The organism is Agrobacterium larrymoorei (assembly GCF_013322225.1).
Taxonomy (GTDB): Bacteria; Pseudomonadota; Alphaproteobacteria; order Rhizobiales; family Rhizobiaceae; genus Agrobacterium; species Agrobacterium larrymoorei_A.
Map to the genome: position 1 here is coordinate 238,773 of NZ_JAAMFB010000019.1, position 21,827 is coordinate 260,599.

The following is a 21,827-nucleotide window of genomic DNA, read 5'->3' on the forward strand; positions in this document are numbered from 1 at the left end:
GCTCGCGAATCAGGTACTGTGGATGGCCCGCAGACGTCTGAATAATTCACATGCCATGGAGATGAGTGCGCTGAAAATAGCGGCTCCATCCTAATCCTGCAAGAGGGAAGCACCAATTCCGGGAAATTTATCGTGAACGTCCGTTATCAAAACGGTTTAACAACCACAAGTATGACTATAGCGATCATCAGCACGGTCGGAATTTCATTCATCAACCGCCAGTGACGGGCCGGCCGGGTGTTTTCGTCGCGCGCAAATTTCTTGGCACTTCTGCTGAAATAGACATGCGCCGCCGTCAGTAGGAACACCAGACTGATTTTTGTGTGCAACCATCCGCCGGAAAAGCCGTAGACCGACCACGCCAGATATAGGCCCAGCATCCAACTGATCATCATAGCCGGGTTCATGATAAAGCGAATAAGCCGCTTTTCCATGACCTTGAAGGTTTCCGACTGCTGTGAGCCCTTTGGTGCATCGGTGTGATAGATGAACAGCCGCGGCAGGTACAGCAGTCCAGCCATCCAAGAAATGACGGCGATGATATGTAGAGCCTTGATCCAGAGATAGGCCGCCGCCGGATCCACATGCAAGACGAGCGCAATCAAGCCAATGAAGACGGTAAGCGCCATTCCTGCTCGCAAGCGCGCCTGGCGTCCTGATCGGACTGATGTCGTTTCCCGGTTCTCGCTCATTTCGCTGCACCAAAACGACGCACGCGCGAAACAAGCCGCGTGACATTTTCAGGATCAGCTTGCGGTGTGATCCCATGGCCCAGATTAAATATCAAAGGGCCATTGCCCAGATAGTCCAGAACGGCGTCGATGCCATCCTGAAGCGGCTTTCCACCAGCGATCATCAGCATAGGATCAAGATTACCCTGGACTGGACCTTCCTTCTGCAAATCACGAGCGAAGGACAGAGGCACGCTCCAATCGAGGCCTATGGCATCTGCCTTTGTTTTCTGGCGGTAGTCCTTGAGCAGAATTCCCACGCCCTTTGCGAATGCAATAATCTTCGCATTCGGTCTACGCGAACGGACGGATTCGATGATCCTCGCCACCGGCTTGACTGCGTATTCCTCGAACTCTCTCTCACCGAGAACACCCGCCCAAGAGTCGAATATCTGAACCGCATCCGCACCCGCGTCCAGTTGAGCGACGAGATAATCTGCAGAAACCTCCGCCAAAACTGCGAGAAGCTTTTTGAACGCTTCCGGTTCCTGATAGCCAAACAACCGGGCAGGGGCCTGGTCAGGCGTACCATGACCCGCAATCATATAAGTCGCGACCGTCCACGGAGCGCCACAGAAACCCAACAGCGTGGTCTTTGACGGCAGCTCTTCGCGAAGTTTTGATACGGTTTCAAATACAGGTTTCAGGTGAGCAAGAACGCCTTTAGCCTTAAGCGTGTGAATGGTGGCAGCATCGATAGGATCCATTTGAGGACCCTTGCCTTCGGAGAAACTGACGTTGCGGTCCAGCGCATCTGGAATGACAAGAATATCGGAAAAAAGAATTGCAGCATCGAGGTCGAAACGGCGGATCGGCTGAAGCGTCACTTCCGTTGCAAGCTCGGGATTGTAACAGAGGTCCAGGAAACTTCCGGCCTGCTTGCGCGTTTCCCGGTACTCGGGAAGATATCTGCCCGCCTGCCTCATAAGCCAAATAGGAGGGGGGCTGAGCGTCTCCCCATCAAGAACCTTCAAAACATCGCGTTCAATCATCGTACCCAGCTCTTCCTAAAAATAAAATCAAAGAGATTTAAAAGATTTTCTATTTCTTAGAGTCGGTGAGTAGCAAGGATTAAAAATTATCCGGCGGATATGCCGCACGCTTCATCTCACCCCTTGTCTTGAGCATCGAAAATCGCAGGTACTCGCGAACATTGTGCGTTATCAGAAAATAGCGATTTTAATCAATTACTTAGTTAAATAGTGAAACTGCCGGACGCTGTGGATAAGTGACGGATAATTTTTAAACCGCTGTCTTCGTCCACATAATTCACAAGCCGGCATTTGCTTGCTACACCACTTTCCGAATTGTGGAAAAACCGACAGTTTTCCAACGCCCCGATCGCGGACGGTGGGACGCCGGAGGGTTGTCCAGCCTTATCAACAGGGAGATGAAAATAGCGTGGAGATCAAAAAAAGCTTCTTCCATCTTCACCTGATTTCTGACTCGACCGGGGAGACTCTGATGTCGGCGGGCAGGGCAGTCTCCGCGCAGTTTCAGACCTCTCTGCCGATAGAGCACGTCTATCCGATGGTCCGAAATCAGAAACAGTTGCAGGCCGTGTTACAGGCTATAGACCAGAAACCGGGCATCGTTCTTTATACGATTGTTGATCAGCAGCTTGCAGCGTTTCTGGATTTGCAGTGCCACGCTCTTGGCGTTCCATGCGTGAACATTCTTGAGCCGATCAACGATATTTTTCAGACCTATCTCGGTACGACATCGCGACGGCGGTCCGGCGCACAGCATGCTATGAATGCCGAATATTTTGCGCGGATCGAGGCCCTCAACTTTGCCATGGATCATGACGACGGGCAGATGCCCGAAAGCTATGACGAGGCCGATGTGGTGATTATCGGGATCAGCCGAACCTCAAAGACCCCAACAAGCATTTACCTCGCAAATCGCGGCGTGAAGACGGCAAATATTCCCGTTGTCCCAAATGTACCGCTTCCTGACAGCCTCTATAAGACGAGCAAGCCGTTGATCGTCGGGCTTGTTGCTACATCAGATCGAATTTCTCAGGTTCGTGAAAACCGCGAATTGGGTTCGACGGGCGGTTTTGATAGAGGGCGATACATTGATCGTGCCACGATCATGGAAGAACTGAAATATGCGAGGGCGCTCTGTTCGCGCAACAACTGGCCACTCATCGATGTGACAAGGCGCTCCATTGAAGAGACCGCGGCAGCAATCCTTGCCCTTAGGCAACGGACGCGTTAATCCGACGTTATTCCATCGGAGACGATATTCATGACATCCGGGCTTGTTCTCGCATCCTCTAGTGCTTCACGGCAGCTTCTGTTGCGAAATGCGGGGCTAACATTCTCTGCTCAACCGGCCGATGTCGATGAGCGAGCTATAGATGCGACGCTCAAACGTAACGGGGCATCGCCAGAGGCAATTGCTCTCGAACTTGCAAAAGCCAAGGCACTTGCCGTCAGTACCTTGAAACCGGACGCGTTTGTTATCGGTTGCGATCAGACAATGTCGCTAGGAACGCGGATTTATCACAAGCCTAAGGATATGGGAGAGGCTCACGCCAGCCTGCAATCTCTTTCGGGCAAAACCCACCGGTTGAACTGCGGGGCAGCCATAGCAAAGGGCGGGCGAATAATTTGGGAGATCGTTAGCTTTGCGGATATGACGGTTCGCGAACTGGATGAAGAGTTTCTAGCGAGACATCTCAAACGTGTCGGACCATCGGTTCTCTCCAGTGTTGGAGCATATCAGTTGGAGGGCGAAGGAATTCAGTTATTCTCTGCCATCGAAGGTGATTATTTCACCATACTCGGGCTGCCACTTTTGCCTCTTTTAACAGAACTAAGACGATTGGGGCTCATCGATGGTTGATTCACGTGAAACATTAACCAGAAAAGCTTTCGTTGCCGGCTATCCAATCAGGCACTCTCGTTCACCCTTGATACACGGTTACTGGCTGAAAAATTTCGCAATCGACGGTTCCTACCAGACTGTCGAGGTTGCACCTGAAAACTTCGAGCAATTCATTGCTGAATTGAGAACTGGAAAAGGCGCTGGCTATATTGGCGGGAACGTGACGATTCCCCATAAAGAATCCGCCTATCTATTTGCTGACAGACCTGATGAGCTCGCAGAGGAACTGGGCGCGGCGAATACGATCTGGCGCGAGGGTGACTTGATTCACGCGACGAACACCGATGGCTACGGCTTCCTATCTAATCTGGATGCGCAACAGCCGAACTGGGACAAAACCGATAGGGCAGTGGTTCTTGGAGCGGGCGGCGCAAGTCGAGCTATCATTCAGGCATTGCGAAATCGGGGTTTTTCCGAGATCCACGTGGTGAACAGGACTGTAGAACGGGCACAGGAACTGGCGGATCGTTTCGGAGAAAAGGTCCATGCTCACGCCATGGGCGATCTCACCGAAGTTTCACGCGGATGCGGCCTGTTCGTCAATACGACGTCATTGGGAATGGACGGTAGCCCAGTGCCAGTGATTGACTTTTCGGTGTTGAGCAGCAATGCGGTTGTTTCCGATGTCATCTATATTCCGCTGAAAACGCCCTTCTTGGAAGCGGCCGAAAAACAGGGCTTTGCGACGGTTGATGGCTTGGGAATGCTGCTTCATCAGGCGAAACCTGGTTTCGAGAAACTTTTTGGAGTGAAGCCTGAGGTTGATGAGACATTAAGATCGATCATCATTGCCGACATGGAAAAGCATGCATGATCGTTATAGGGCTTACCGGATCTATCGGCATGGGGAAGTCGACCACGACTCACCTGTTTGCCGACGAAGGCGTAGCCATCTGTGATTCCGACGCTATTGTGCATTCACTTTATGAAAATGAAGCGGTACGTCTGATCGAGAGCGCTTTCTCGGGCACGACATTAAATGGCAGCGTTGACCGATCGGCCTTAAGTGACAGGCTTAGAGAGAATCCGGCTAATTTTTCGATATTGGAAAAAATCGTTCATCCGCTCGTCTTGAAAAAGCAGCAGCAGTTTCTGGACGAAGAGCGACAGGCTAAGCGGGAATTTGCTCTGCTCGATATTCCCCTGCTGTTTGAGACCGGCGCAGAGAGCCGGGTTGACGTCGTGGTAGTCGTCAGTTGCGATGAGGATATTCAAAGGCGGAGGGTTTTGTCCCGCCCAGGCATGACGGAGGAAAAATTCGCTATGATCCTTACCCGCCAGATGCCGGATATTGAAAAGAGAAAAAAAGCGGATTTCGTGATCGATACGGGTCATGGTATCGAAGAAGCGCGCTTACAGGTTCGTGACGTGCTTACGAAACTGAGGACTGGCAATAAGGGAATGCACTTCGATGCGTGAGATCATATTCGATACGGAAACGACTGGTCTGGAATCGAAATTTGACCGCATCATCGAAATCGGCGGTGTGGAGTTGATCAACCATTTTCCCACCGGTCGGACTATCCACCTTTACATCAACCCGGAAGATCGAAAGGTTCACCCGGATGCGCTCGCCGTCCACGGAATTACCGACGAGTCGCTTCAGGACAAACCGAAATTCGCAGAAGTCGTTGATCAGATTCGTGAGTTTTTTGAAGGTGCGCGATGGGTTGCCCACAATGCCACTTTCGATATGGGTTTTATCAACGCGGAGTTCGCCAGGCTCGGTATAGAACCGGTATCGCCGGAATGGGTGACGGATACTCTTTCGCTTGCAAGGCGCAAGCATCCGATGGGCCCGAATTCGTTGGATGCACTTTGCCGGCGTTACGGCATCGATAACTCGCACCGAACAAAGCACGGCGCGCTGCTCGACTCCGAACTTCTTGCTGAAGTCTATATTGAAATGATCGGTGGTCGTCAGACCGCGTTGGGGTTTGGATCGACTGCGCGAAACGAAGTCATCGTCATCGAGGATGAAGGTCCGCTCACGCCGTTGCAAAGGTCCAACCCACTTCCACCGCGGCTGGATGTAGAGGCAATCGCCGCACACGAAAAGCTTGTCGAGTCCATGGGCGATAAGGCGATCTGGAACAAGTACCGCCAGTAATCATCGAATGGGGGCAATAAAAAACCCGGGCGCAAACCCGGGTTTTGATTTGGTATCGCTTGATGCGATCAGTTCGGAACGGCTTGAACCTGAGCGCGAGCCTGCTCTTCGGCAACGCGCTGTGCGAACATCTGCGCGAAATCGATAGGATCGATCATCAGCGGCGGGAAGCCACCGTTGCGGGTTACGTCAGCAATGATCTGGCGTGCAAATGGGAAGAGAAGCCGCGGGCACTCGATGAAGAGAACCGGAAGCATGTGTTCCTGTGGGAAACCGGTGATGCGGAATACGCCGCCATAGGTTAGTTCGGCAACGAACAGAACCTTGTCGCCATCCTTTGCTTCCGCATTCAGCGTCAGAACAACGTCGAAGTCGGAACCGGAAATTGGGTTCGCATTGACGTTCACATTGATGTTGATGGCGGGCGCGCCCTCACGGGCCTGCAATGAGCGAGGAGCACCGGGATTTTCAAAGGAGAGATCCTTCGTATACTGGGTCAGAATATTCAGAGACGGGCTTGCGCCGTTCTGCGCACCGTTTTCAGTGGTCATGGTTAAGTCCTCGCGGAGTGAATGCCTTAGATGCCGTCTATCACCTAGGTCGGGGGGTTACAACCCTTCGATCTTTTTGGTGCGCCTACTACTTCGGCAAATCCCGATCATCCTCGTCTCTCGACCACGGAGAGTTTCTGGGGCCATCGCGACGAAAGTCGTCTTCATCCAAATCGACCACTTTTGAGGAGGGGCTCTCATAAGGAGTTCCGCGAAAACCCTTATTTCTGAAATCTCCTGCCACCACGATGCGCGGGCTGAAGGCTTTCCAGAAGAATGTGCGCGCTGCGGGCACAAGAAGGAGAAGGCCGATGATGTCGGTGATAAATCCGGGCACGAAAAGAAGAATGCCCGCAATGACCCGCATGCCACCGTTAAGGATCGCCTGCGTTGGTTCACCGCCCTTTCGGCCCGCATCCTGAAGATTGCGCACCATTCCAAGCCCACCATTGCGCAGAACGATCAGCCCCAACATTGAGGTCAGAATTATCAGCGCCAGCGTCAACCACAAACCAATCGCTTTTCCGACGACGATGAAGCCGGCGATTTCCAGAATGGGCATCAGAAGACCGATGACCGGGAGGAAGGAGAAGCGCATAATTCTAGCCTTGCGTGTTGTTGCGTCGCGCAAATTCCCATCGGCGATCACCGCCGATTGAATCTGCATGTTTGAAGATTGAGCAGATGCAGACTATATGATGGTAAGATCAATAGATTTAAATGGTGGTTTCGGTAAAAGATGGGCTCAAGCGACTTCATAACATTGTTTTTCCTTGTGGCGGCAGTGCTGATCTTCCTCCAGCTGCGTAGTGTTCTCGGCCGCCGCACCGGTAATGAGAAGCCGCCTTTCGACCCTTACAGCGCACGCGATACGGCGCGGGTACCATCTCAGGACGATAACAAGGTCGTTACCTTGCCCAAGCGCGAGGAAGACGAAGAAAACCGTTTTGCAGCTGTCGATGCGGTCGCACCTGCGGGAACGCAGATTAACGACTCGCTCCGGGAACTTGTAAAGAAGGATGCGTCCTTCCAGCCGAAGGAGTTCCTCAACGGCGCTCGCATGGCTTACGAAATGATCGTTGTGGCCTTCGCCGATGGCGACAGGCAGACACTCAAGAACCTTTTGTCGAAAGAAGTTTACGACGGTTTCGATGCGGCGATTTCTGAGCGTGAAAGCCGTGGTGAGGTGGTAAAGTCTACCTTTGTCGGCATCGAAAAAATCGACATCACCCAAGCCGCCATTCGCGGCTCGGAAGAGCAGATTACGCTTCGTATCATCAGCCAGCTGATTTCCGCTACCTATGACAAGGACGGCAAGCTGGTGGATGGGGATGCCGAAAATGTCTCCGAGGTTGATGACATCTGGACATTCTCGCGTGACGTTCGCTCACGTGATCCGAACTGGAAGCTGATTGCGACTGAATCCGAACAATGAGCGCGACGGACGAGTTTTATCTAAAGGAAACGTCTTTCGATGATCTGCCAGGCTGGCGGGATGATGACCCGTCAGCTCTTTTTGCTGGTATGAAGCAAATTCTGGGACATCTGCAGAAGGGCAAGCCTTATCGCACCGGCGCTCTTGGACTAAAGGTAGATGATCTCGCTCTGCTATTGCAAAAGGCGGAAGCTGAACAGTTTGATGGCGCATCAGACGCTAGGTCCTTTTTCGAAACGCACTGCCTGCCTTTTAAAATTTTGCTACCGGAAGAAAAGCGTGGCTTTGTTACGGCTTTCTACGAACCAGAGCTATACGTTTCGGCAGCGCCGGATAATGTCTGGAAATATCCGATCTATAGACGCCCCGCTGATCTCGTCGATCTGGACGACAGCAACAGACCCACTGACATCGATCCGTATTACGCTTTCGGCCTCAAGCAAGGCCAGACTATTTCGATCTATCCGGATCGTCGACAGATCGATGAGGGTTATCTTGATGGCCAGGGCCTGGAGATCGCATGGGCGAAATCAAAGATCGATTTGTTTTTCGTTCATGTGCAGGGCGCAGCGAGGCTGCGCTTTCCAGATGGATCGGTGAAACGGATTACCTATGCCGCAAAAGCCGGACATCGCTTTTCTCCGATCGGGCGTTTGCTGCTGGATCGCGGAGAGCTAGATCCAAAGACCATTTCCATGCAGACGATCCGGGCGTGGCTGGCAGACCATCCCGAACGGGTCGATGAGGTGCTGTGGCACAATCGCTCCTACATCTTCTTCCGCGAAGCGGAGGTAGAGGGGCTGGAACTCGGGCCGATTGCAGCAGCGAAGGTTCCGCTGATCGCTGGGCGCTCGCTTGCCGTCGACCGCTTGATCCACACTTTTGGATTTCCGTTTTTTATCAGCGCGCCTAGCCTGAAGCATCTGGATAATGGCAAGCCGTTCGCGAGACTGATGCTGGCGCTGGACACCGGCTCTGCTATCGTTGGTCCGGCACGAGGCGATATTTTCACGGGTTCCGGTTATGACGCGGGAGAGCTGGCAGGTACCGTGCGCAACGATGCGGACTTCCATATACTGATACCTCGTGAGGCGGCGGAAAGGTATCGGTAATGAAGGGCGGCCGTAAACTCGGTAACGACGAGCGCATTTTATGGGGCAAGGTAGCCCGCACGGCGCGCCCGATATCTGGACGGCTGCAAGAACTGCTTGGTTTTGACGGCGTAGAAGCGGAAGCTGAAGCGAAGGTGGAGGCGACAGCATCCGAGCAGAAAAAGGCGATACCGCCATTCCCGCAAATGATCATCGAAACCGTGTCCGCGGCCCAAACGGCTGGTTCGACGAAGGACCGTGTCCACTACCCGATGGAAAAGCCAGTTAAGCGTAAGTTGACACGTGGCAGACTGGCGCTTGAGGCGCGTATCGATCTGCACGGTATGTTTCAGAGCGAAGCCCACGCGGTACTGTTGGACTTTCTGATTAGGGCGCACGAACGTGGATTACGCCATGTGCTGGTCATCACCGGCAAGGGGCGGTCGATGGGTAGCGACGGAGCCTTGAAACGGGCGGTACCGATGTGGTTTTCCAAACCGGAATACCGCCATCTGATTTCGTCCTATGAAGATGCTTCGATGAACCACGGCGGAGAGGGCGCGCTGTATGTGAGGCTCGCGCGCAGACGGAGCGATAAATCATGACGCCCTTTGCCGAAGCGGTGCGGGTTCTTCGGGAGAAAAAGGGTGTCACGCAGAAGGACATGGCGCTGGCAATTGGGGTCTCGCCTGCCTATCTATCAGCCTTGGAGCATGGAAAACGGGGCACGCCAAGCTTCAATTTGCTTCAGCGGATCGCTGGCTATTTCAATATTATCTGGGACGAGGCGGAAGAACTGTTTCATCTCGCAGGGACGTCTGATCCACGCGTGACTATCGATACCGCTGGTCTCCCTCAGCAATACACCGCTCTAGCCAATGAGCTTGCGAGAGATATTCGCAAGCTGCCGCCAACTGTGATAGATGAATTAACAGCCGTGCTACAAAAAAGCCGTATCTGCGATTGAAACCCGCGCTATCCCCTGATTTGTACGGGGTTTGAGCCTGTGCGGACTTTGGATATCGGAGCGGAATTCCTATAGTCGGACGACTGGATTAAAAGTGATTCGCTGGCATTGCCGCCATCATAAGGCGCGCATTGGCAGAACGATTTGGAAAGAGTGCTTATGACTGAAACATCGTCGAGCGAAAACAGCGTGAATACGGAATATGGAGCCGATTCGATCAAGGTTCTCAAGGGCCTTGATGCTGTGCGCAAGCGTCCCGGCATGTATATCGGTGATACCGACGATGGTTCGGGTCTGCACCACATGGTCTATGAGGTGGTGGATAACGCCATCGACGAAGCGCTGGCCGGTCACGCCGACCTTGTGACGGTGACATTGAACGCCGATGGCTCGGTAAGCGTAACCGATAACGGTCGTGGCATTCCGACTGACATTCATACTGGCGAAGGCGTATCCGCTGCCGAAGTCATCATGACCCAGCTGCATGCGGGCGGCAAGTTCGACCAGAACTCCTACAAGGTCTCTGGCGGTCTGCACGGTGTAGGCGTCTCTGTTGTGAACGCGCTCTCGGTCTGGCTGAAGCTTCGCATTCGTCGAAATGGCAAGGTTCACGAAATCGGCTTCACGCATGGCGTGGCGGATAAGCCGCTGGAAGTGATCGGAGAATATGAAGGTCGTTCAGGTACGGAAGTCACCTTCCTTGCCAGCTCCGACACCTTCACCATGACGGAATATAATTATGCGACGCTCGAGCATCGTCTTCGCGAGCTCGCGTTTCTGAATTCGGGCGTTCGCATCCTGCTGACCGACAAGCGGCATTCCGACATCAAGCAGGAAGAGATGGTCTATGATGGGGGCCTCGAAGCCTTCGTGCGTTATCTCGACCGCGCCAAGAAGCCACTTGTCGACAAGCCTGTCGCTATCCGTGGTGAAAAGGACGGTATCACCGTCGAAGTGGCCATGTGGTGGAATGACAGCTACCACGAAAACGTACTCTGCTTCACCAACAACATCCCGCAGCGCGATGGCGGCACGCACATGGCTGGCTTCCGCGGCGCACTGACGCGTCAGGTCACGTCCTATGCCGATAGCTCCGGCATTACAAAGAAGGAAAAGGTCTCCCTTCAAGGCGAAGATTGCCGGGAAGGTTTGACCGCTGTTCTCTCCGTAAAGGTCCCCGACCCAAAGTTCTCGTCGCAGACGAAGGACAAACTGGTCTCGTCCGAAGTGCGTCCCGTCGTTGAAAATCTCGTCAACGAAGCGCTCAGCACATGGTTCGAAGAACACCCGACGGAAGCCAAGATCCTCGTCGGCAAGGTGGTCGAGGCAGCCGTTGCGCGTGAAGCGGCCCGCAAGGCGCGTGAACTCACACGCCGCAAGGGCGCACTCGATATCGCGTCTCTGCCCGGCAAGTTGGCCGACTGCTCGGAGCGCGATCCATCCAAATCCGAATTGTTCCTCGTGGAGGGTGACTCCGCTGGCGGTTCCGCCAAGCAGGGCCGCTCGCGCGAAACGCAGGCCATTCTGCCCCTACGCGGTAAAATCCTCAATGTAGAACGCGCTCGCTTCGACAAGATGTTGTCCAGCCAGGAAATCGGCACTTTGATTACCGCGCTTGGCACGTCCATCGGTAAGGATGAGTTCAACGCCGACAAGTTGCGCTACCACAAGATCATCATCATGACGGATGCTGACGTGGATGGCGCACATATTCGCACCCTGCTGCTCACTTTCTTCTTCCGCCAGATGCCGGAACTAATCGAACGCGGTCATCTCTACATCGCCCAGCCGCCGCTTTATAAGGTGACACGCGGAAAATCGATCCAGTACCTCAAGGATGAGAAAGCACTGGAAGACTATCTCATCTCCATGGGTATCGAGGAAGCATCGCTGACACTCGGTTCTGGTGAAGTTCGCGTCGGTGAAGATTTACGCGAAGTGATCGGCGATGCGGTTCGCATGCGTTCGCTGATCGATGGACTGCATTCCCGTTACAATCGCTCTGTCGTGGAGCAGGCAGCAATTGCAGGCACGCTAAACCCGGAACTGTCTGCCGATCCAGATAAGGCAGAAGGTGCCGTCGCCGAGGTTGCGCGCCGTCTGGATATGATTGCTGAAGAAACCGAACGTGGCTGGTCCGGCGAAGTGCTGCCCGATGGTGGTCTGCGCTTCCAACGTATGGTGCGCGGCGTAAAGGAAATCTCCACCATCGATATGGGGCTGCTCGGTTCCGCCGATGCGCGCCACATCGACCAGCTCGCTGCTCGCACGCGCGATGTCTATGCCACCGCTCCCGTTCTTCAGCGAAAGGACGGAAGCCTGCAGATCGCTGGTCCACGCGCACTTCTGGAGGCTATCTTTGCAGCCGGTCGTAAGGGTCTTTCCATGCAGCGCTACAAGGGTCTTGGCGAAATGAACGCCGAGCAGCTCTGGGAAACGACGCTCGACGCCAATGTTCGCTCGCTGCTTCAGGTCAAGGTCAATGATGCAACGGATGCCGATGGCCTCTTTGCCCGTCTGATGGGTGATGAAGTCGAGCCGCGCCGCGACTTTATCCAGGAAAACGCACTGAGCGTTGCCAACCTCGATATCTGATTTGTGTGGATCGTCCTCGGGCGGGATTCACGTGAAACAATTTGTTAATAAAAGCCCAGCAGGCGATGCTGGGCTTTTTCGTATCTACAAAACGTTCGATCCCGCGCGCCTCAATCGGCCTTACCGGAGAAGCTTCCCTCAAACGCAACATCCGCAAGCGGCAATCTCTTGCTCGGCACTTCACGTTCCGAAAGATCATCGGGCAAGGTACCCTTGTGGGCTATAGTACCGATGGCAACAGCCGCCTCGACCACGTATCCCTCCGGCACCTTCAGGTGTTCGATGATCTTGTCTTTAAAAATCCCGGCCATACCGTGAGCATGATAGCCCAACATCTGGGCCTGCGTCGCCAGCGAAAACCACGCTGCACCGGCATCGAAGGAATGAGTCGGTGCCGGTTTCTTTTCTCCGTCGCGAAGGTTATAGCTGCGTGAAAGAATGAAGAGCAGGGCGGATGCATTTTTCGCCCAGCGCTGGTTGCCTTCCATCAAAAGGCCCACGAACATGTCCCATTCTACTGATCGATTCAGCGCAAAGACAAACCGCCACGGCTGCTGGTTGGACGCCGAAGGAGCCCAATGTGCAGCGTCGAGGATCGTGAGGAGATGATCCTTCGGCATCGGCTTGCCATCGAAAGCGCGCGGCGACCAGCGATCAAGAAACAGAGGATCGACCGGATATTCGGACTGACGGGAATTGCTGGTCGTCATGATGTCTCCTTGAAAGGGCATTGGCAGCTAATTGGCGGATCGTATTTTTCCAGCGTTCGGATGGTCAAGGGGTGACAGGGATAAATAGTTCGTTCATATATGCATCATCTTGTCTGACAACTGGGAGAGTTCCATGAAACTGATGCGCGTCGGTCAACCCGGCCACGAAAAGCCAGCCATTGTTGATAGCGAAGGGAAAATTCGCGATCTCTCCGGCCACGTGAAAGATATTGGCGGCGAAGCGATCTCGCCTGAAGGCCTGAAAAAGATTGCGGCGCTCGATCTCTCGACCCTGCGGGTCATCCACGAGGATCGTATCGGGGCATGCGTGGCAGGAACCGGAAAGTTCATCTGCATTGGCCTTAACTTCTCGGATCACGCGGCAGAAACGGGTGCCAAGGTTCCACCAGAACCCGTTATCTTCATGAAGGCGACCTCTGCCATTGTCGGTCCGAATGACAACGTGATCATTCCACGCGGCTCAGAAAAGACCGACTGGGAAGTTGAGCTCGGCGTGGTCATCGGCAAGACGGCGAAATACGTCTCCGAAGCAGAGGCGCTTGATTACGTCGTCGGCTACTGCGTCTCGCATGACGTGTCCGAGCGCGCCTTTCAGGCAGAGCGTCAGGGCCAGTGGACCAAGGGCAAATCCTGCGACACCTTTGGCCCGATTGGACCATGGCTCGTGACAAAGGATGAGGTTTCCGATCCGCAGAACCTTGGCATGTGGCTGAAGGTGAATGGTGAAACGATGCAGAACGGCTCCAGCCAGACGATGGTTTATGGCGTTGCGCATGTTGTGTCTTACCTCAGCCAGTTCATGTCGCTTCACCCCGGCGACGTCATCTCCACCGGCACTCCTCCTGGAGTGGGTCTCGGCATGAAGCCGCCGCGCTTCCTGAAGGTCGGAGATGTTGTGGAGCTTGGCATTGAGGGACTTGGCTCGCAGAAGCAGACATTTGTTGCTGACAACTAAGCATCGTCCACATCGGTTTTTGAGAGCGCTGGCGGGAAATCGCTGGCGCTTCTTATTTTGTGCAACTGCGAAAAGATGCTACTATCGCGAAAAGAAGACGATGACGACGGGAGGCGTTTTTTCGTGTTTTACCAAATTTATGAAATGAACCACGCTGCAATGGCACCATTGCGCGCAAGCGCTGACCTGATGCGACAGGCGTGCAACAACCCTCTCAACCCAATTTCCAACACCGCGTTCGGACGCAGTCTCGATGCAGGCTTTGAAGTTTTCGAGCGCCTGACGCGACGGTATTGCAAGCCGGAATTCGGGCTTACACAGACGGAGATCGATGGCGCAGCTGTCAACGTTGCTGAGGAAGCCGTCTGGTCAAAGCCTTTCTGCAAGCTGATTCATTTCAAGCGGGATCTACCGGCGGAACGTGCCGACGATCCCAAGGTTCTTCTTGTCGCACCCATGTCCGGTCATTACGCTACTCTGCTCAGGGGCACGGTCGAAGCGTTGCTTCCTCATGCTGACATCTACATCACTGACTGGATCGATGCCCGCACGGTTTCACTAAGCGAGGGCGGTTTCGATCTGGACGATTACATTTCCTACATTATCGCGATGCTGCATCATGTTGGAAAAGGAGCGCACATAGTTGCCGTGTGCCAACCGTCTGTGCCGGTTTTGGCAGCCGTTTCGATCATGGAGGCCGATAATGATGAGTTTGCACCTGCGTCCATGACGCTAATGGGCGGGCCTATCGACACTCGGGTTAATCCCACCGCTGTCAATCAACTTGCAACGGCAAAACCCATTGAGTGGTTTCGAGACAACGTAGTGATGCAGGTGCCGTGGCCGCAGGCTGGTGTCGGGCGCTCGGTATACCCCGGCTTCCTGCAGCTTTCCGGCTTCATGTCGATGAACCTCGACCGTCACATGACTGCACATAAGGATTTCTATTTGAACCTCGTCAAGAACGATGGAGACTCCGCAGAAAAGCATCGGGAATTCTACGACGAATATCTCGCCGTGATGGATTTGACCTCAGAATTCTATCTTCAAACCGTCGAGACTGTTTTCATCGAACATGCTCTGCCTAGGGGTAAAATGACGCATCGGGGTAGGACAGTTGAACCTGCTGCTATCCGCAATGTGGCGCTTTTTACGGTCGAGGGTGAAAACGACGACATTTCAGGCGTGGGGCAAACCAAGGCGGCACATGATCTCTGCTCCAACCTGCCGCAAGAAATGCGCAGGCACTATATGCAGCCCGACGTCGGCCATTACGGTGTCTTCAATGGCTCGCGTTTCCGCCGCGATATCGTTCCGCAGATGGTGGCATTCTTTCATGCACATGGCAGCCAGGCATAAGGATCGATAGCTTTTTGAACTGCGAATCGCTATGAAAGGGCCATGTTTTCGCTGCTCCGAAAGTCCCTGAAATCTACGTCTTCTCGTAAACCGGCGCTCACGCAGCGCACGGTCGAAGTCAGCGGTCGCAACGTGCCGATCACCATCAAGGAAAACCAGCGGGCAACGCGCATCACCTTGCGTATCGAACCCGGTGGAAATGCCTTGAAGCTGACGATCCCTTATGGCCTGCATCATGCGCAGGTGGACGAATTTCTCGATCGGCATCAGGGCTGGCTGGAAGCCAAGCTTTCGAAGTTTTCGACGCAAGACGGAATGACTGACGGCGCGACCATCAATATCCGCGGCATTCCTCACCGTATTCTGCACACGGCTTCGCTTCGCGGAGTGACCCGTATCGCCAAAGATGCGGACGGCGAAGCTGTCCTTCAGGTTAGTGGGCTGCCGGAGCACACGGGAAGACGCGTCGCAACGTTCCTGAAAAAAGAAGCGAGGGCCGATCTTGAAAGGTTGGTCGCCGCGCATGCTAAGTCGGTTGGAAGACCTGTCCGCTCCATTGCTTTGAAAGATACGCGCAGTCGCTGGGGCTCGTGTTCGCATGAGGGAAATCTCAGCTTCTCCTGGCGGATCGTCATGGCGCCGGAAAGCGTCATCGACTATTTGGCGGCGCATGAAGTGGCCCATCTGAGAGAGATGAATCACGGTCCAAAATTCTGGGCTCTTTGCAAAAAGCTATGTCCCGAGATGGACGCTGCTAAAGCATGGCTCAAGCAAAACGGCTCTCAACTCCATGCAATCAACTTTGATTAGATCATTTCAGATTTTCAACAGAGCGCGGAATTGTTTAACGCTGCAATCACAGGTTTGGATTCACGTGAAACATTTTCCTGAGCCTCTGAACCGTTCGCGATTTGGCTCGACTCAAGGCCCATTTCGTGGCACCTCCACCTTATGAAACCTGATATCAAGATTTGCGGATTGAAGACGCCGGAGGCGGTGGGACGTGCCGTCAGGCGTGGAGCAAGCCACATCGGCTTCATCTTCTTTGAAAAGAGCCCACGCAATATCGAGCCAGACCTTGCTGGCAAGCTGGCAGATGCCGTCCGGGGCAGCGTCAAGATCGTGGCGGTCACGGTCAATGCGGATAATGATGAGCTGGACGAAATCGTTGATCTGCTGAAACCGGATGTTCTTCAACTGCATGGCAGTGAAACCCCGGAGCGTGTGTTGAGCGTGAAGACGCTTTATGGATTGCCTGTCATAAAAGCATTTTCCATCCGCGATACCGATGATCTTGCCAAAATTGATCCCTATATCGGTATCGCCGACAGTTTCCTGTTCGATGCGAAAGCGCCAGCCGGATCGCAATTGCCCGGCGGAAACGGCGTGTCCTTCGACTGGACGCTGCTCCGCTCTATTGACGAAGGCGTGAGTTACATGCTTTCCGGTGGGCTAAACAAGGATAACGTTGTCGAAGCTCTGGCAGAAACCGGGGCGAGGGGACTGGATGTATCGTCAGGCGTGGAAAGCGCGCCGGGTGTGAAGGATTTGGCCAAGATCGATGCATTCTTCGATGCTGTCAGGTCTTCAAGGTCGCAGGGAGTTTGAAAGTGAACGAAACGCTGAAACCCAACTCGTTCCGCGCCGGTCCCGATGAGGACGGCCGCTTCGGTATCTACGGAGGCCGCTTCGTTGCCGAAACGCTGATGCCGCTGATCCTCGATCTGCAGGCCGAGTGGGACAAGGCGAAGGACGATCCGGAATTTCAGGCGGAGCTGAAGAACCTCGGCACGCATTATATCGGACGCCCGAGCCCGCTTTATTTCGCCGAACGCCTGACTGCCGAACTTGGTGGCGCGAAGATCTACTTCAAGCGCGAAGAGTTGAACCACACCGGTTCACACAAGATCAACAACTGCATTGGCCAGATTCTTCTGGCAAAGCGCATGGGCAAGACCCGCATCATTGCCGAAACCGGTGCCGGACAGCACGGCGTGGCTTCGGCGACGGTCGCTGCCCGCTTCGGCTTCCCTTGCGTCGTCTACATGGGCGCGACCGACGTCGCCCGTCAGGCTCCGAACGTGTTTCGCATGAAGCTTCTCGGTGCTGAGGTAAAGCCAGTCACGGCTGGTCACGGTACGCTGAAAGATGCAATGAACGAAGCGCTTCGCGACTGGGTCACCAATGTCGAAGACACCTATTACCTGATCGGCACTGCTGCCGGTCCTCATCCCTATCCGGAAATGGTGCGTGATTTCCAGGCCGTGATCGGTACGGAAGCCAAGGCGCAGATGCTGGAAGCGGAAGGCCGTCTGCCGGATCTCGTCATTGCTGCCGTCGGCGGTGGCTCCAATGCCATCGGAATCTTCCATCCGTTCCTTGACGATGCTGGCGTGAAAATCGTCGGCGTCGAAGCCGGCGGTCGTGGCCTTCAGGGCGAAGAACATTGCGCGTCGATCACCGCCGGTTCACCCGGCGTGCTGCACGGCAACCGTACCTACCTGCTGCAGGACAAGGACGGCCAGATCAAGGAAGGTCACTCGATCTCCGCCGGTCTCGATTACCCCGGTATCGGGCCTGAGCATTCCTGGCTGAACGATACGGGCCGCGTGGAATATGTGCCGATCATGGACCATGAAGCACTGGAAGCATTCCAGATGCTGACCCGCCTCGAGGGCATCATCCCGGCGCTCGAGCCAAGCCACGCTCTGGCCGAGGTCATCAAGCGCGCGCCGAAAATGGGCAAGGACGAAATCATCCTGATGAACCTCTCCGGTCGCGGCGACAAGGATGTCCACACCGTCAGCCAACATCTTGGAATGGATCTGTAAGAACATGACTGCACGTATGGACAAGCGCTTTGCCGATCTGCGCGCGCAAAATCGCCCGGCTTTGATCACCTATTTCATGGGCGGCGACCCGGATTTCGAGACCTCGCTCGGTATCATGAAGGCGTTGCCGGAAGCCGGTGCCGATGTTATCGAGCTTGGCATGCCGTTTTCCGATCCGATGGCAGATGGTCCAGCTATTCAGCTCGCAGGCCAGCGTGCCCTAAAGGGCGGTCAGACGCTGGAAACGACGCTCGATCTGGCGCGGGAATTCCGCAAGCAGGATGATGCGACGCCGATCGTTTTGATGGGCTATTACAATCCGATCTATATTTACGGCGTCGAAAAGTTTCTTGAGACAGCACTTGCCGCTGGTATCGATGGCCTGATCGTCGTCGATCTGCCTCCGGAAATGGATGACGAGCTTTGCATCCCGGCGCTCAAGCACGGTATCAACTTCATTCGTCTCGCAACGCCGACGACCGATGAAAAGCGCCTGCCGACCGTCCTTAAAAATACCTCAGGTTTCGTTTATTACGTTTCCATGAATGGCATCACGGGCTCTGCTTTGCCTGATCCTTCGCAGTTTGCGGGCGCGGTCGGACGCATCAAATCGCATACGGACCTTCCGGTCTGCGTCGGATTTGGCGTCAAGACGGCAGATCATGCGAAGGCGATCGGTGCCGTGGCAGATGGCGTTGTGGTCGGAACCGCAATCGTCAACCAGATAGCCTTGAGCCTCACCAAGGATGGCAAGGCGACGAATGACACTGTTCCAGCGGTAACAACGCTGGTAAAGGGACTTTCAACGGGCGTGCTTGCATCGCGCCTTGCTGCTGCCGAATAAGCTCGGGTTAGCGCAGACAGTCAGGAGTATTAGACGTGAACTGGATCACCAATTACGTACGCCCGCGGATCAATTCCATGCTGGGCCGCCGTGACACGCCGGAAAACCTCTGGATAAAGTGCCCGGAAACGGGCGAAATGGTCTTCCATAAGGATCTGGAAGAAAACAAGTGGGTCATCCCCGCTTCTGGCTTCCACATGAAAATGCCTGCAAAGGCACGCATGGCCGATCTATTTGACGATGGCATTTACGAAGCGTTGCCGCAGCCGAAGGTGGCTCAGGATCCGCTAAAATTCCGCGATTCCAAGAAGTATTCAGATCGACTGCGTGATAGCCGCACCAAGACAGAGCAGGAAGATACGATCCTTGCGGGCGTTGGAAAGCTCAAGGGTCTGAAGATCGTTGCAGTCGTTCACGAATTCCAGTTTATGGGCGGTTCACTTGGCATTGCTGCGGGCGAAGCCATCGTAAAGGCTTTCGAGCGCGCCATTTCCGAGCGTTGCCCGCTGGTCATGTTCCCGGCCTCCGGCGGCGCGCGCATGCAGGAAGGCATTCTTTCGCTGATGCAGCTGCCGCGCACAACCGTTGCCGTCAACATGCTCAAGGAAGCTGGCATGCCGTACATCGTCGTTCTCACCAACCCGACGACGGGCGGTGTAACGGCCTCTTACGCAATGCTGGGCGATGTTCATATTGCCGAGCCGGGCGCGGAAATCTGCTTTGCCGGTAAGCGCGTTATCGAGCAGACCATTCGCGAAAAGCTGCCGGAAGGCTTCCAGACCTCGGAATACCTGTTGGATCACGGCATGGTGGATATGGTTATCGACCGCCACGAGATTCCCGACACGCTGGCCAATCTTTTGAAGATCATGACGAAGGCGCCTGCCAATACGTCCGTAAAGGACGTCGCGCCTCTGGCTGCCACGGCCTGAACAGGGCGACGAAATGCTCCGGAGGAGCAGATGACGGATAGGACGAAGCCCGAAATGACCGAGGCAGAACGCATCATCGAAAGATTGATGCAGCTGCATCCCAAGGGCTTCGATCTGTCGCTCGACAGGATCACACGGCTTCTCGAAAAGCTCGGCAATCCGCACAAGCGGCTGCCGCCGGTGATCCATGTCGCAGGTACCAATGGCAAGGGTTCTGTTACGGCGTTCAGCCGCGCGCTTATGGAAGCGGCAGGCCTTGCCGTCCATGTCCACACATCGCCGCACCTGGTCAACTGGAACGAACGGTACCGCATCGGTGTGCCGGGCGGGCAGGGGCATCTCGTAGAAGATGCGATGTTTGCCGATGCGCTGGCGCGGGTCGAGGCAGCCAATAACGGGCAGCATATCACCGTTTTCGAAATCCTGACCGCGGTTACCTTCGTGCTTTTCGCCGAACAGCCAGCGGATGTCGTTATTCTGGAAGTTGGTCTCGGCGGGCGTTTCGATGCGACGAACGTCATTGCCAATCCCGCCGTCTCCATCATCATGCCGATCTCGCTCGACCATCAGGCCTATCTCGGAGACCGGGTCGAACTGATTGCGGCGGAGAAGGCCGGTATCATGAAGAGCGGCTCGCCTGTCGTCATTGGCCATCAGGAATATGATGCGGCGCTTGACGTTTTGATCGCGACCGCCGAGCGCCTGAAATGTCCGACAGCGGTCTATGGACAGGATTTCTCGGCCCATGAAGAATATGGGCGGCTTGTCTATCAAGATGAATTCAGCTTAGTCGATGCGCCACTGCCGCGCCTTCCGGGTCGCCATCAGTTAGCGAACGCAGCAGCTGCAATCCGGGCAATCAAAGCCGCTGGCTTCGAAGTCACCGAGCGCATGATCGACAAGGCCATGACATCGGTCGAGTGGCCCGGCCGCCTCCAGCGTATTACCGAAGGCCGCATCTTCGATCTTGCGCCTAAAGGAAGTGAAATCTGGGTCGATGGCGGCCACAATCCTGGCGCTGGCGAAGTCATTGCCGAAGCCATGGCTGGTTTCGAGGAAAAGCGCGGACGTCCCTTGTTCCTGATCGCAGGTATGATAAACACCAAGGATCAGGTTGGATATTTCAAGGCTTTTGCCGACATAGCGGAATATGTCTTCACAGTGCCGATCCATGGATCTGATGCAGCAATCGATCCGGTCGTCTTGGCGCATGCCGTGTTCGACGCTGGCCTGACGGCAGCGCCAACATCTTCCATCGAAGAGGCGTTGGAAGAACTCTCCAAGCGGCTTGATCCTGATAAACCGCCACCGCGTATTTTGATTGGCGGATCGCTTTATCTGGCCGGGAACGCGCTGGCGCTAAACGGCACCCCGCCGAAGTAACTCCAGCCTCTTTTCAAATGACGAACGAAGAAAAAGCCCGGCACGACCGGGCTTTTCGCATTCTTATTCGCTGATCGAAAAATCAGGCCGCACTGGAAATCCAGGCGGAAAGTGCTGTCTTGGGAGCAGCGCCAACCTTGATGTCAGCAACTTCGCCGCCCTTGAACATGGCGAGCGTGGGAATGGAACGGACGCCGAACTGGGCTGCAAGTTCCGGGTTCTCATCGATGTTGAGCTTAACGACCTTGACCTTGCCAGCAAGCTCGGACGAGATTTCTTCAAGGCTCGGAGCGATCATCTTGCAAGGGCCGCACCACTCAGCCCAGAAATCGACGACGACGGGTTCGGCGGACTCGAGAACTTCGGACTGGAAGTTGGAGGTATCTACTTTCACGGTAGCCATAAGTGGCTCTCCTT

24 protein-coding genes are annotated in these 21,827 nt (G+C 54.7%); 18 read left to right on the forward strand and 6 right to left on the reverse strand.

The annotated features are described in order from the left end of the window. Window positions 1–146: 146 nt before the first annotated feature. Window positions 147–692 carry a protoporphyrinogen oxidase HemJ gene (gene hemJ / locus G6L28_RS12745; RefSeq protein WP_174064188.1) on the reverse strand — a complete coding sequence of 182 codons (546 nt, stop codon included), beginning with the start codon at window positions 690–692 and terminating at the stop codon, window positions 147–149. Continuing rightward, on the reverse strand, window positions 689–1,723 hold the full coding sequence (hemE, locus tag G6L28_RS12750) for a uroporphyrinogen decarboxylase (protein WP_174064189.1): 1,035 nt from the start codon (window positions 1,721–1,723) through the stop codon (window positions 689–691). The genes hemJ and hemE overlap by 4 nt, the downstream gene beginning before the upstream one ends. Before the next feature lie 409 nt (window positions 1,724–2,132). Here hemE and G6L28_RS12755 point away from each other — a divergent pair, with 409 nt between their 5' ends. From G6L28_RS12755 to dnaQ, 5 genes are read left to right on the forward strand one after another with little or no spacing between them, the layout of a single operon-like run. Further along, entirely contained in the window at window positions 2,133–2,954 is an 822-nt protein-coding gene (locus G6L28_RS12755) for a pyruvate, phosphate dikinase/phosphoenolpyruvate synthase regulator (protein WP_174064190.1), read from the forward strand. 30 nt (window positions 2,955–2,984) lie between these two features. After that, window positions 2,985–3,584, forward strand: a complete 600-nt coding sequence (locus G6L28_RS12760) for a Maf-like protein (protein ID WP_174064191.1) — start codon at window positions 2,985–2,987, stop codon at window positions 3,582–3,584. After that, the gene (locus tag G6L28_RS12765; protein WP_174064192.1) at window positions 3,577–4,440 is read left to right on the forward strand and encodes a shikimate dehydrogenase; all 864 of its coding nucleotides are present in this window, start codon (window positions 3,577–3,579) and stop codon (window positions 4,438–4,440) included. Before G6L28_RS12760 ends, G6L28_RS12765 begins: the two co-directional genes overlap by 8 nt. Continuing rightward, window positions 4,437–5,045, forward strand: coding sequence for a dephospho-CoA kinase (coaE, locus tag G6L28_RS12770; RefSeq protein ID WP_174064193.1), 609 nt, complete (start codon window positions 4,437–4,439; stop codon window positions 5,043–5,045). Before G6L28_RS12765 ends, coaE begins: the two co-directional genes overlap by 4 nt. Then, window positions 5,038–5,736 carry a DNA polymerase III subunit epsilon gene (gene dnaQ, locus G6L28_RS12775; protein ID WP_174064194.1) on the forward strand — a complete coding sequence of 233 codons (699 nt, stop codon included), beginning with the start codon at window positions 5,038–5,040 and terminating at the stop codon, window positions 5,734–5,736. Before coaE ends, dnaQ begins: the two co-directional genes overlap by 8 nt. Window positions 5,737–5,804: 68 nt before the next feature. On the opposite strand, the gene secB is transcribed toward dnaQ, so the two are convergent. Together secB and G6L28_RS12785 are read right to left on the reverse strand one after the other, a co-directional pair. Beyond that, the gene (secB, locus tag G6L28_RS12780) at window positions 5,805–6,287 is read right to left on the reverse strand and encodes a protein-export chaperone SecB (protein ID WP_174064195.1); all 483 of its coding nucleotides are present in this window, start codon (window positions 6,285–6,287) and stop codon (window positions 5,805–5,807) included. A gap of 88 nt (window positions 6,288–6,375) precedes the next feature. Further along, on the reverse strand, window positions 6,376–6,885 hold the full coding sequence (locus G6L28_RS12785) for an FxsA family protein (RefSeq protein WP_174064251.1): 510 nt from the start codon (window positions 6,883–6,885) through the stop codon (window positions 6,376–6,378). Window positions 6,886–7,026: 141 nt separating this feature from the next. Here G6L28_RS12785 and G6L28_RS12790 point away from each other — a divergent pair, with 141 nt between their 5' ends. From G6L28_RS12790 to gyrB, 5 genes are all read left to right on the forward strand, one after another. Further along, on the forward strand, window positions 7,027–7,722 hold the full coding sequence (locus tag G6L28_RS12790; RefSeq protein ID WP_174064196.1) for a Tim44/TimA family putative adaptor protein: 696 nt from the start codon (window positions 7,027–7,029) through the stop codon (window positions 7,720–7,722). Then, window positions 7,719–8,834 carry a murein transglycosylase A gene (gene mltA, locus G6L28_RS12795; RefSeq protein WP_174064197.1) on the forward strand — a complete coding sequence of 372 codons (1,116 nt, stop codon included), beginning with the start codon at window positions 7,719–7,721 and terminating at the stop codon, window positions 8,832–8,834. The genes G6L28_RS12790 and mltA overlap by 4 nt, the downstream gene beginning before the upstream one ends. Continuing rightward, window positions 8,834–9,418 carry a Smr/MutS family protein gene (locus tag G6L28_RS12800; protein ID WP_174064198.1) on the forward strand — a complete coding sequence of 195 codons (585 nt, stop codon included), beginning with the start codon at window positions 8,834–8,836 and terminating at the stop codon, window positions 9,416–9,418. Before mltA ends, G6L28_RS12800 begins: the two co-directional genes overlap by 1 nt. After that, window positions 9,415–9,780: a helix-turn-helix domain-containing protein gene (locus G6L28_RS12805; RefSeq protein WP_174064199.1), complete on the forward strand. Its 366-nt coding sequence runs from the start codon at window positions 9,415–9,417 to the stop codon at window positions 9,778–9,780. Before G6L28_RS12800 ends, G6L28_RS12805 begins: the two co-directional genes overlap by 4 nt. 159 nt (window positions 9,781–9,939) lie before the next feature. Further along, a complete protein-coding gene (gene gyrB / locus G6L28_RS12810; RefSeq protein ID WP_174064200.1) occupies window positions 9,940–12,375 on the forward strand; it encodes a DNA topoisomerase (ATP-hydrolyzing) subunit B in 2,436 nt (811 codons plus the stop codon). Window positions 12,376–12,485: 110 nt separating this feature from the next. Here the strand turns inward: gyrB and G6L28_RS12815 are convergent, their stop codons facing one another. Beyond that, window positions 12,486–13,085, reverse strand: a complete 600-nt coding sequence (locus G6L28_RS12815; protein ID WP_174064201.1) for a nitroreductase family protein — start codon at window positions 13,083–13,085, stop codon at window positions 12,486–12,488. A gap of 133 nt (window positions 13,086–13,218) precedes the next feature. On the opposite strand from G6L28_RS12815, the gene G6L28_RS12820 reads away from it, so the two are divergent. The 8 genes from G6L28_RS12820 (at window position 13,219) to G6L28_RS12855 (ending at window position 21,410) form a co-directional block, all read left to right on the forward strand. Next, window positions 13,219–14,061, forward strand: a complete 843-nt coding sequence (locus G6L28_RS12820) for a fumarylacetoacetate hydrolase family protein (protein WP_174064202.1) — start codon at window positions 13,219–13,221, stop codon at window positions 14,059–14,061. Window positions 14,062–14,184: 123 nt separating this feature from the next. Further along, on the forward strand, window positions 14,185–15,420 hold the full coding sequence (locus G6L28_RS12825; RefSeq protein WP_174064203.1) for a polyhydroxyalkanoate depolymerase: 1,236 nt from the start codon (window positions 14,185–14,187) through the stop codon (window positions 15,418–15,420). A gap of 42 nt (window positions 15,421–15,462) precedes the next feature. Beyond that, a complete protein-coding gene (locus G6L28_RS12830) occupies window positions 15,463–16,230 on the forward strand; it encodes a M48 family metallopeptidase (RefSeq protein ID WP_174064204.1) in 768 nt (255 codons plus the stop codon). Window positions 16,231–16,371: 141 nt separating this feature from the next. Continuing rightward, entirely contained in the window at window positions 16,372–17,028 is a 657-nt protein-coding gene (locus G6L28_RS12835) for a phosphoribosylanthranilate isomerase (protein WP_174064205.1), read from the forward strand. Between the two features lie 2 nt (window positions 17,029–17,030). Next, the gene (gene trpB, locus G6L28_RS12840) at window positions 17,031–18,251 is read left to right on the forward strand and encodes a tryptophan synthase subunit beta (RefSeq protein ID WP_174064206.1); all 1,221 of its coding nucleotides are present in this window, start codon (window positions 17,031–17,033) and stop codon (window positions 18,249–18,251) included. Between the two features lie 4 nt (window positions 18,252–18,255). Further along, entirely contained in the window at window positions 18,256–19,095 is an 840-nt protein-coding gene (gene trpA / locus G6L28_RS12845) for a tryptophan synthase subunit alpha (protein ID WP_174064207.1), read from the forward strand. Between the two features lie 35 nt (window positions 19,096–19,130). Further along, window positions 19,131–20,027 (forward strand): acetyl-CoA carboxylase, carboxyltransferase subunit beta, encoded by an 897-nt coding sequence (gene accD, locus G6L28_RS12850; protein WP_174064208.1) that lies wholly within the window; start codon window positions 19,131–19,133, stop codon window positions 20,025–20,027. A 30-nt stretch (window positions 20,028–20,057) separates the two neighbouring features. Further along, window positions 20,058–21,410, forward strand: a complete 1,353-nt coding sequence (locus G6L28_RS12855) for a bifunctional folylpolyglutamate synthase/dihydrofolate synthase (protein WP_174064209.1) — start codon at window positions 20,058–20,060, stop codon at window positions 21,408–21,410. Between the two features lie 82 nt (window positions 21,411–21,492). Here the strand turns inward: G6L28_RS12855 and trxA are convergent, their stop codons facing one another. After that, window positions 21,493–21,813 (reverse strand): thioredoxin, encoded by a 321-nt coding sequence (trxA, locus tag G6L28_RS12860; RefSeq protein ID WP_137393178.1) that lies wholly within the window; start codon window positions 21,811–21,813, stop codon window positions 21,493–21,495. Window positions 21,814–21,827 lie beyond the last annotated feature (14 nt).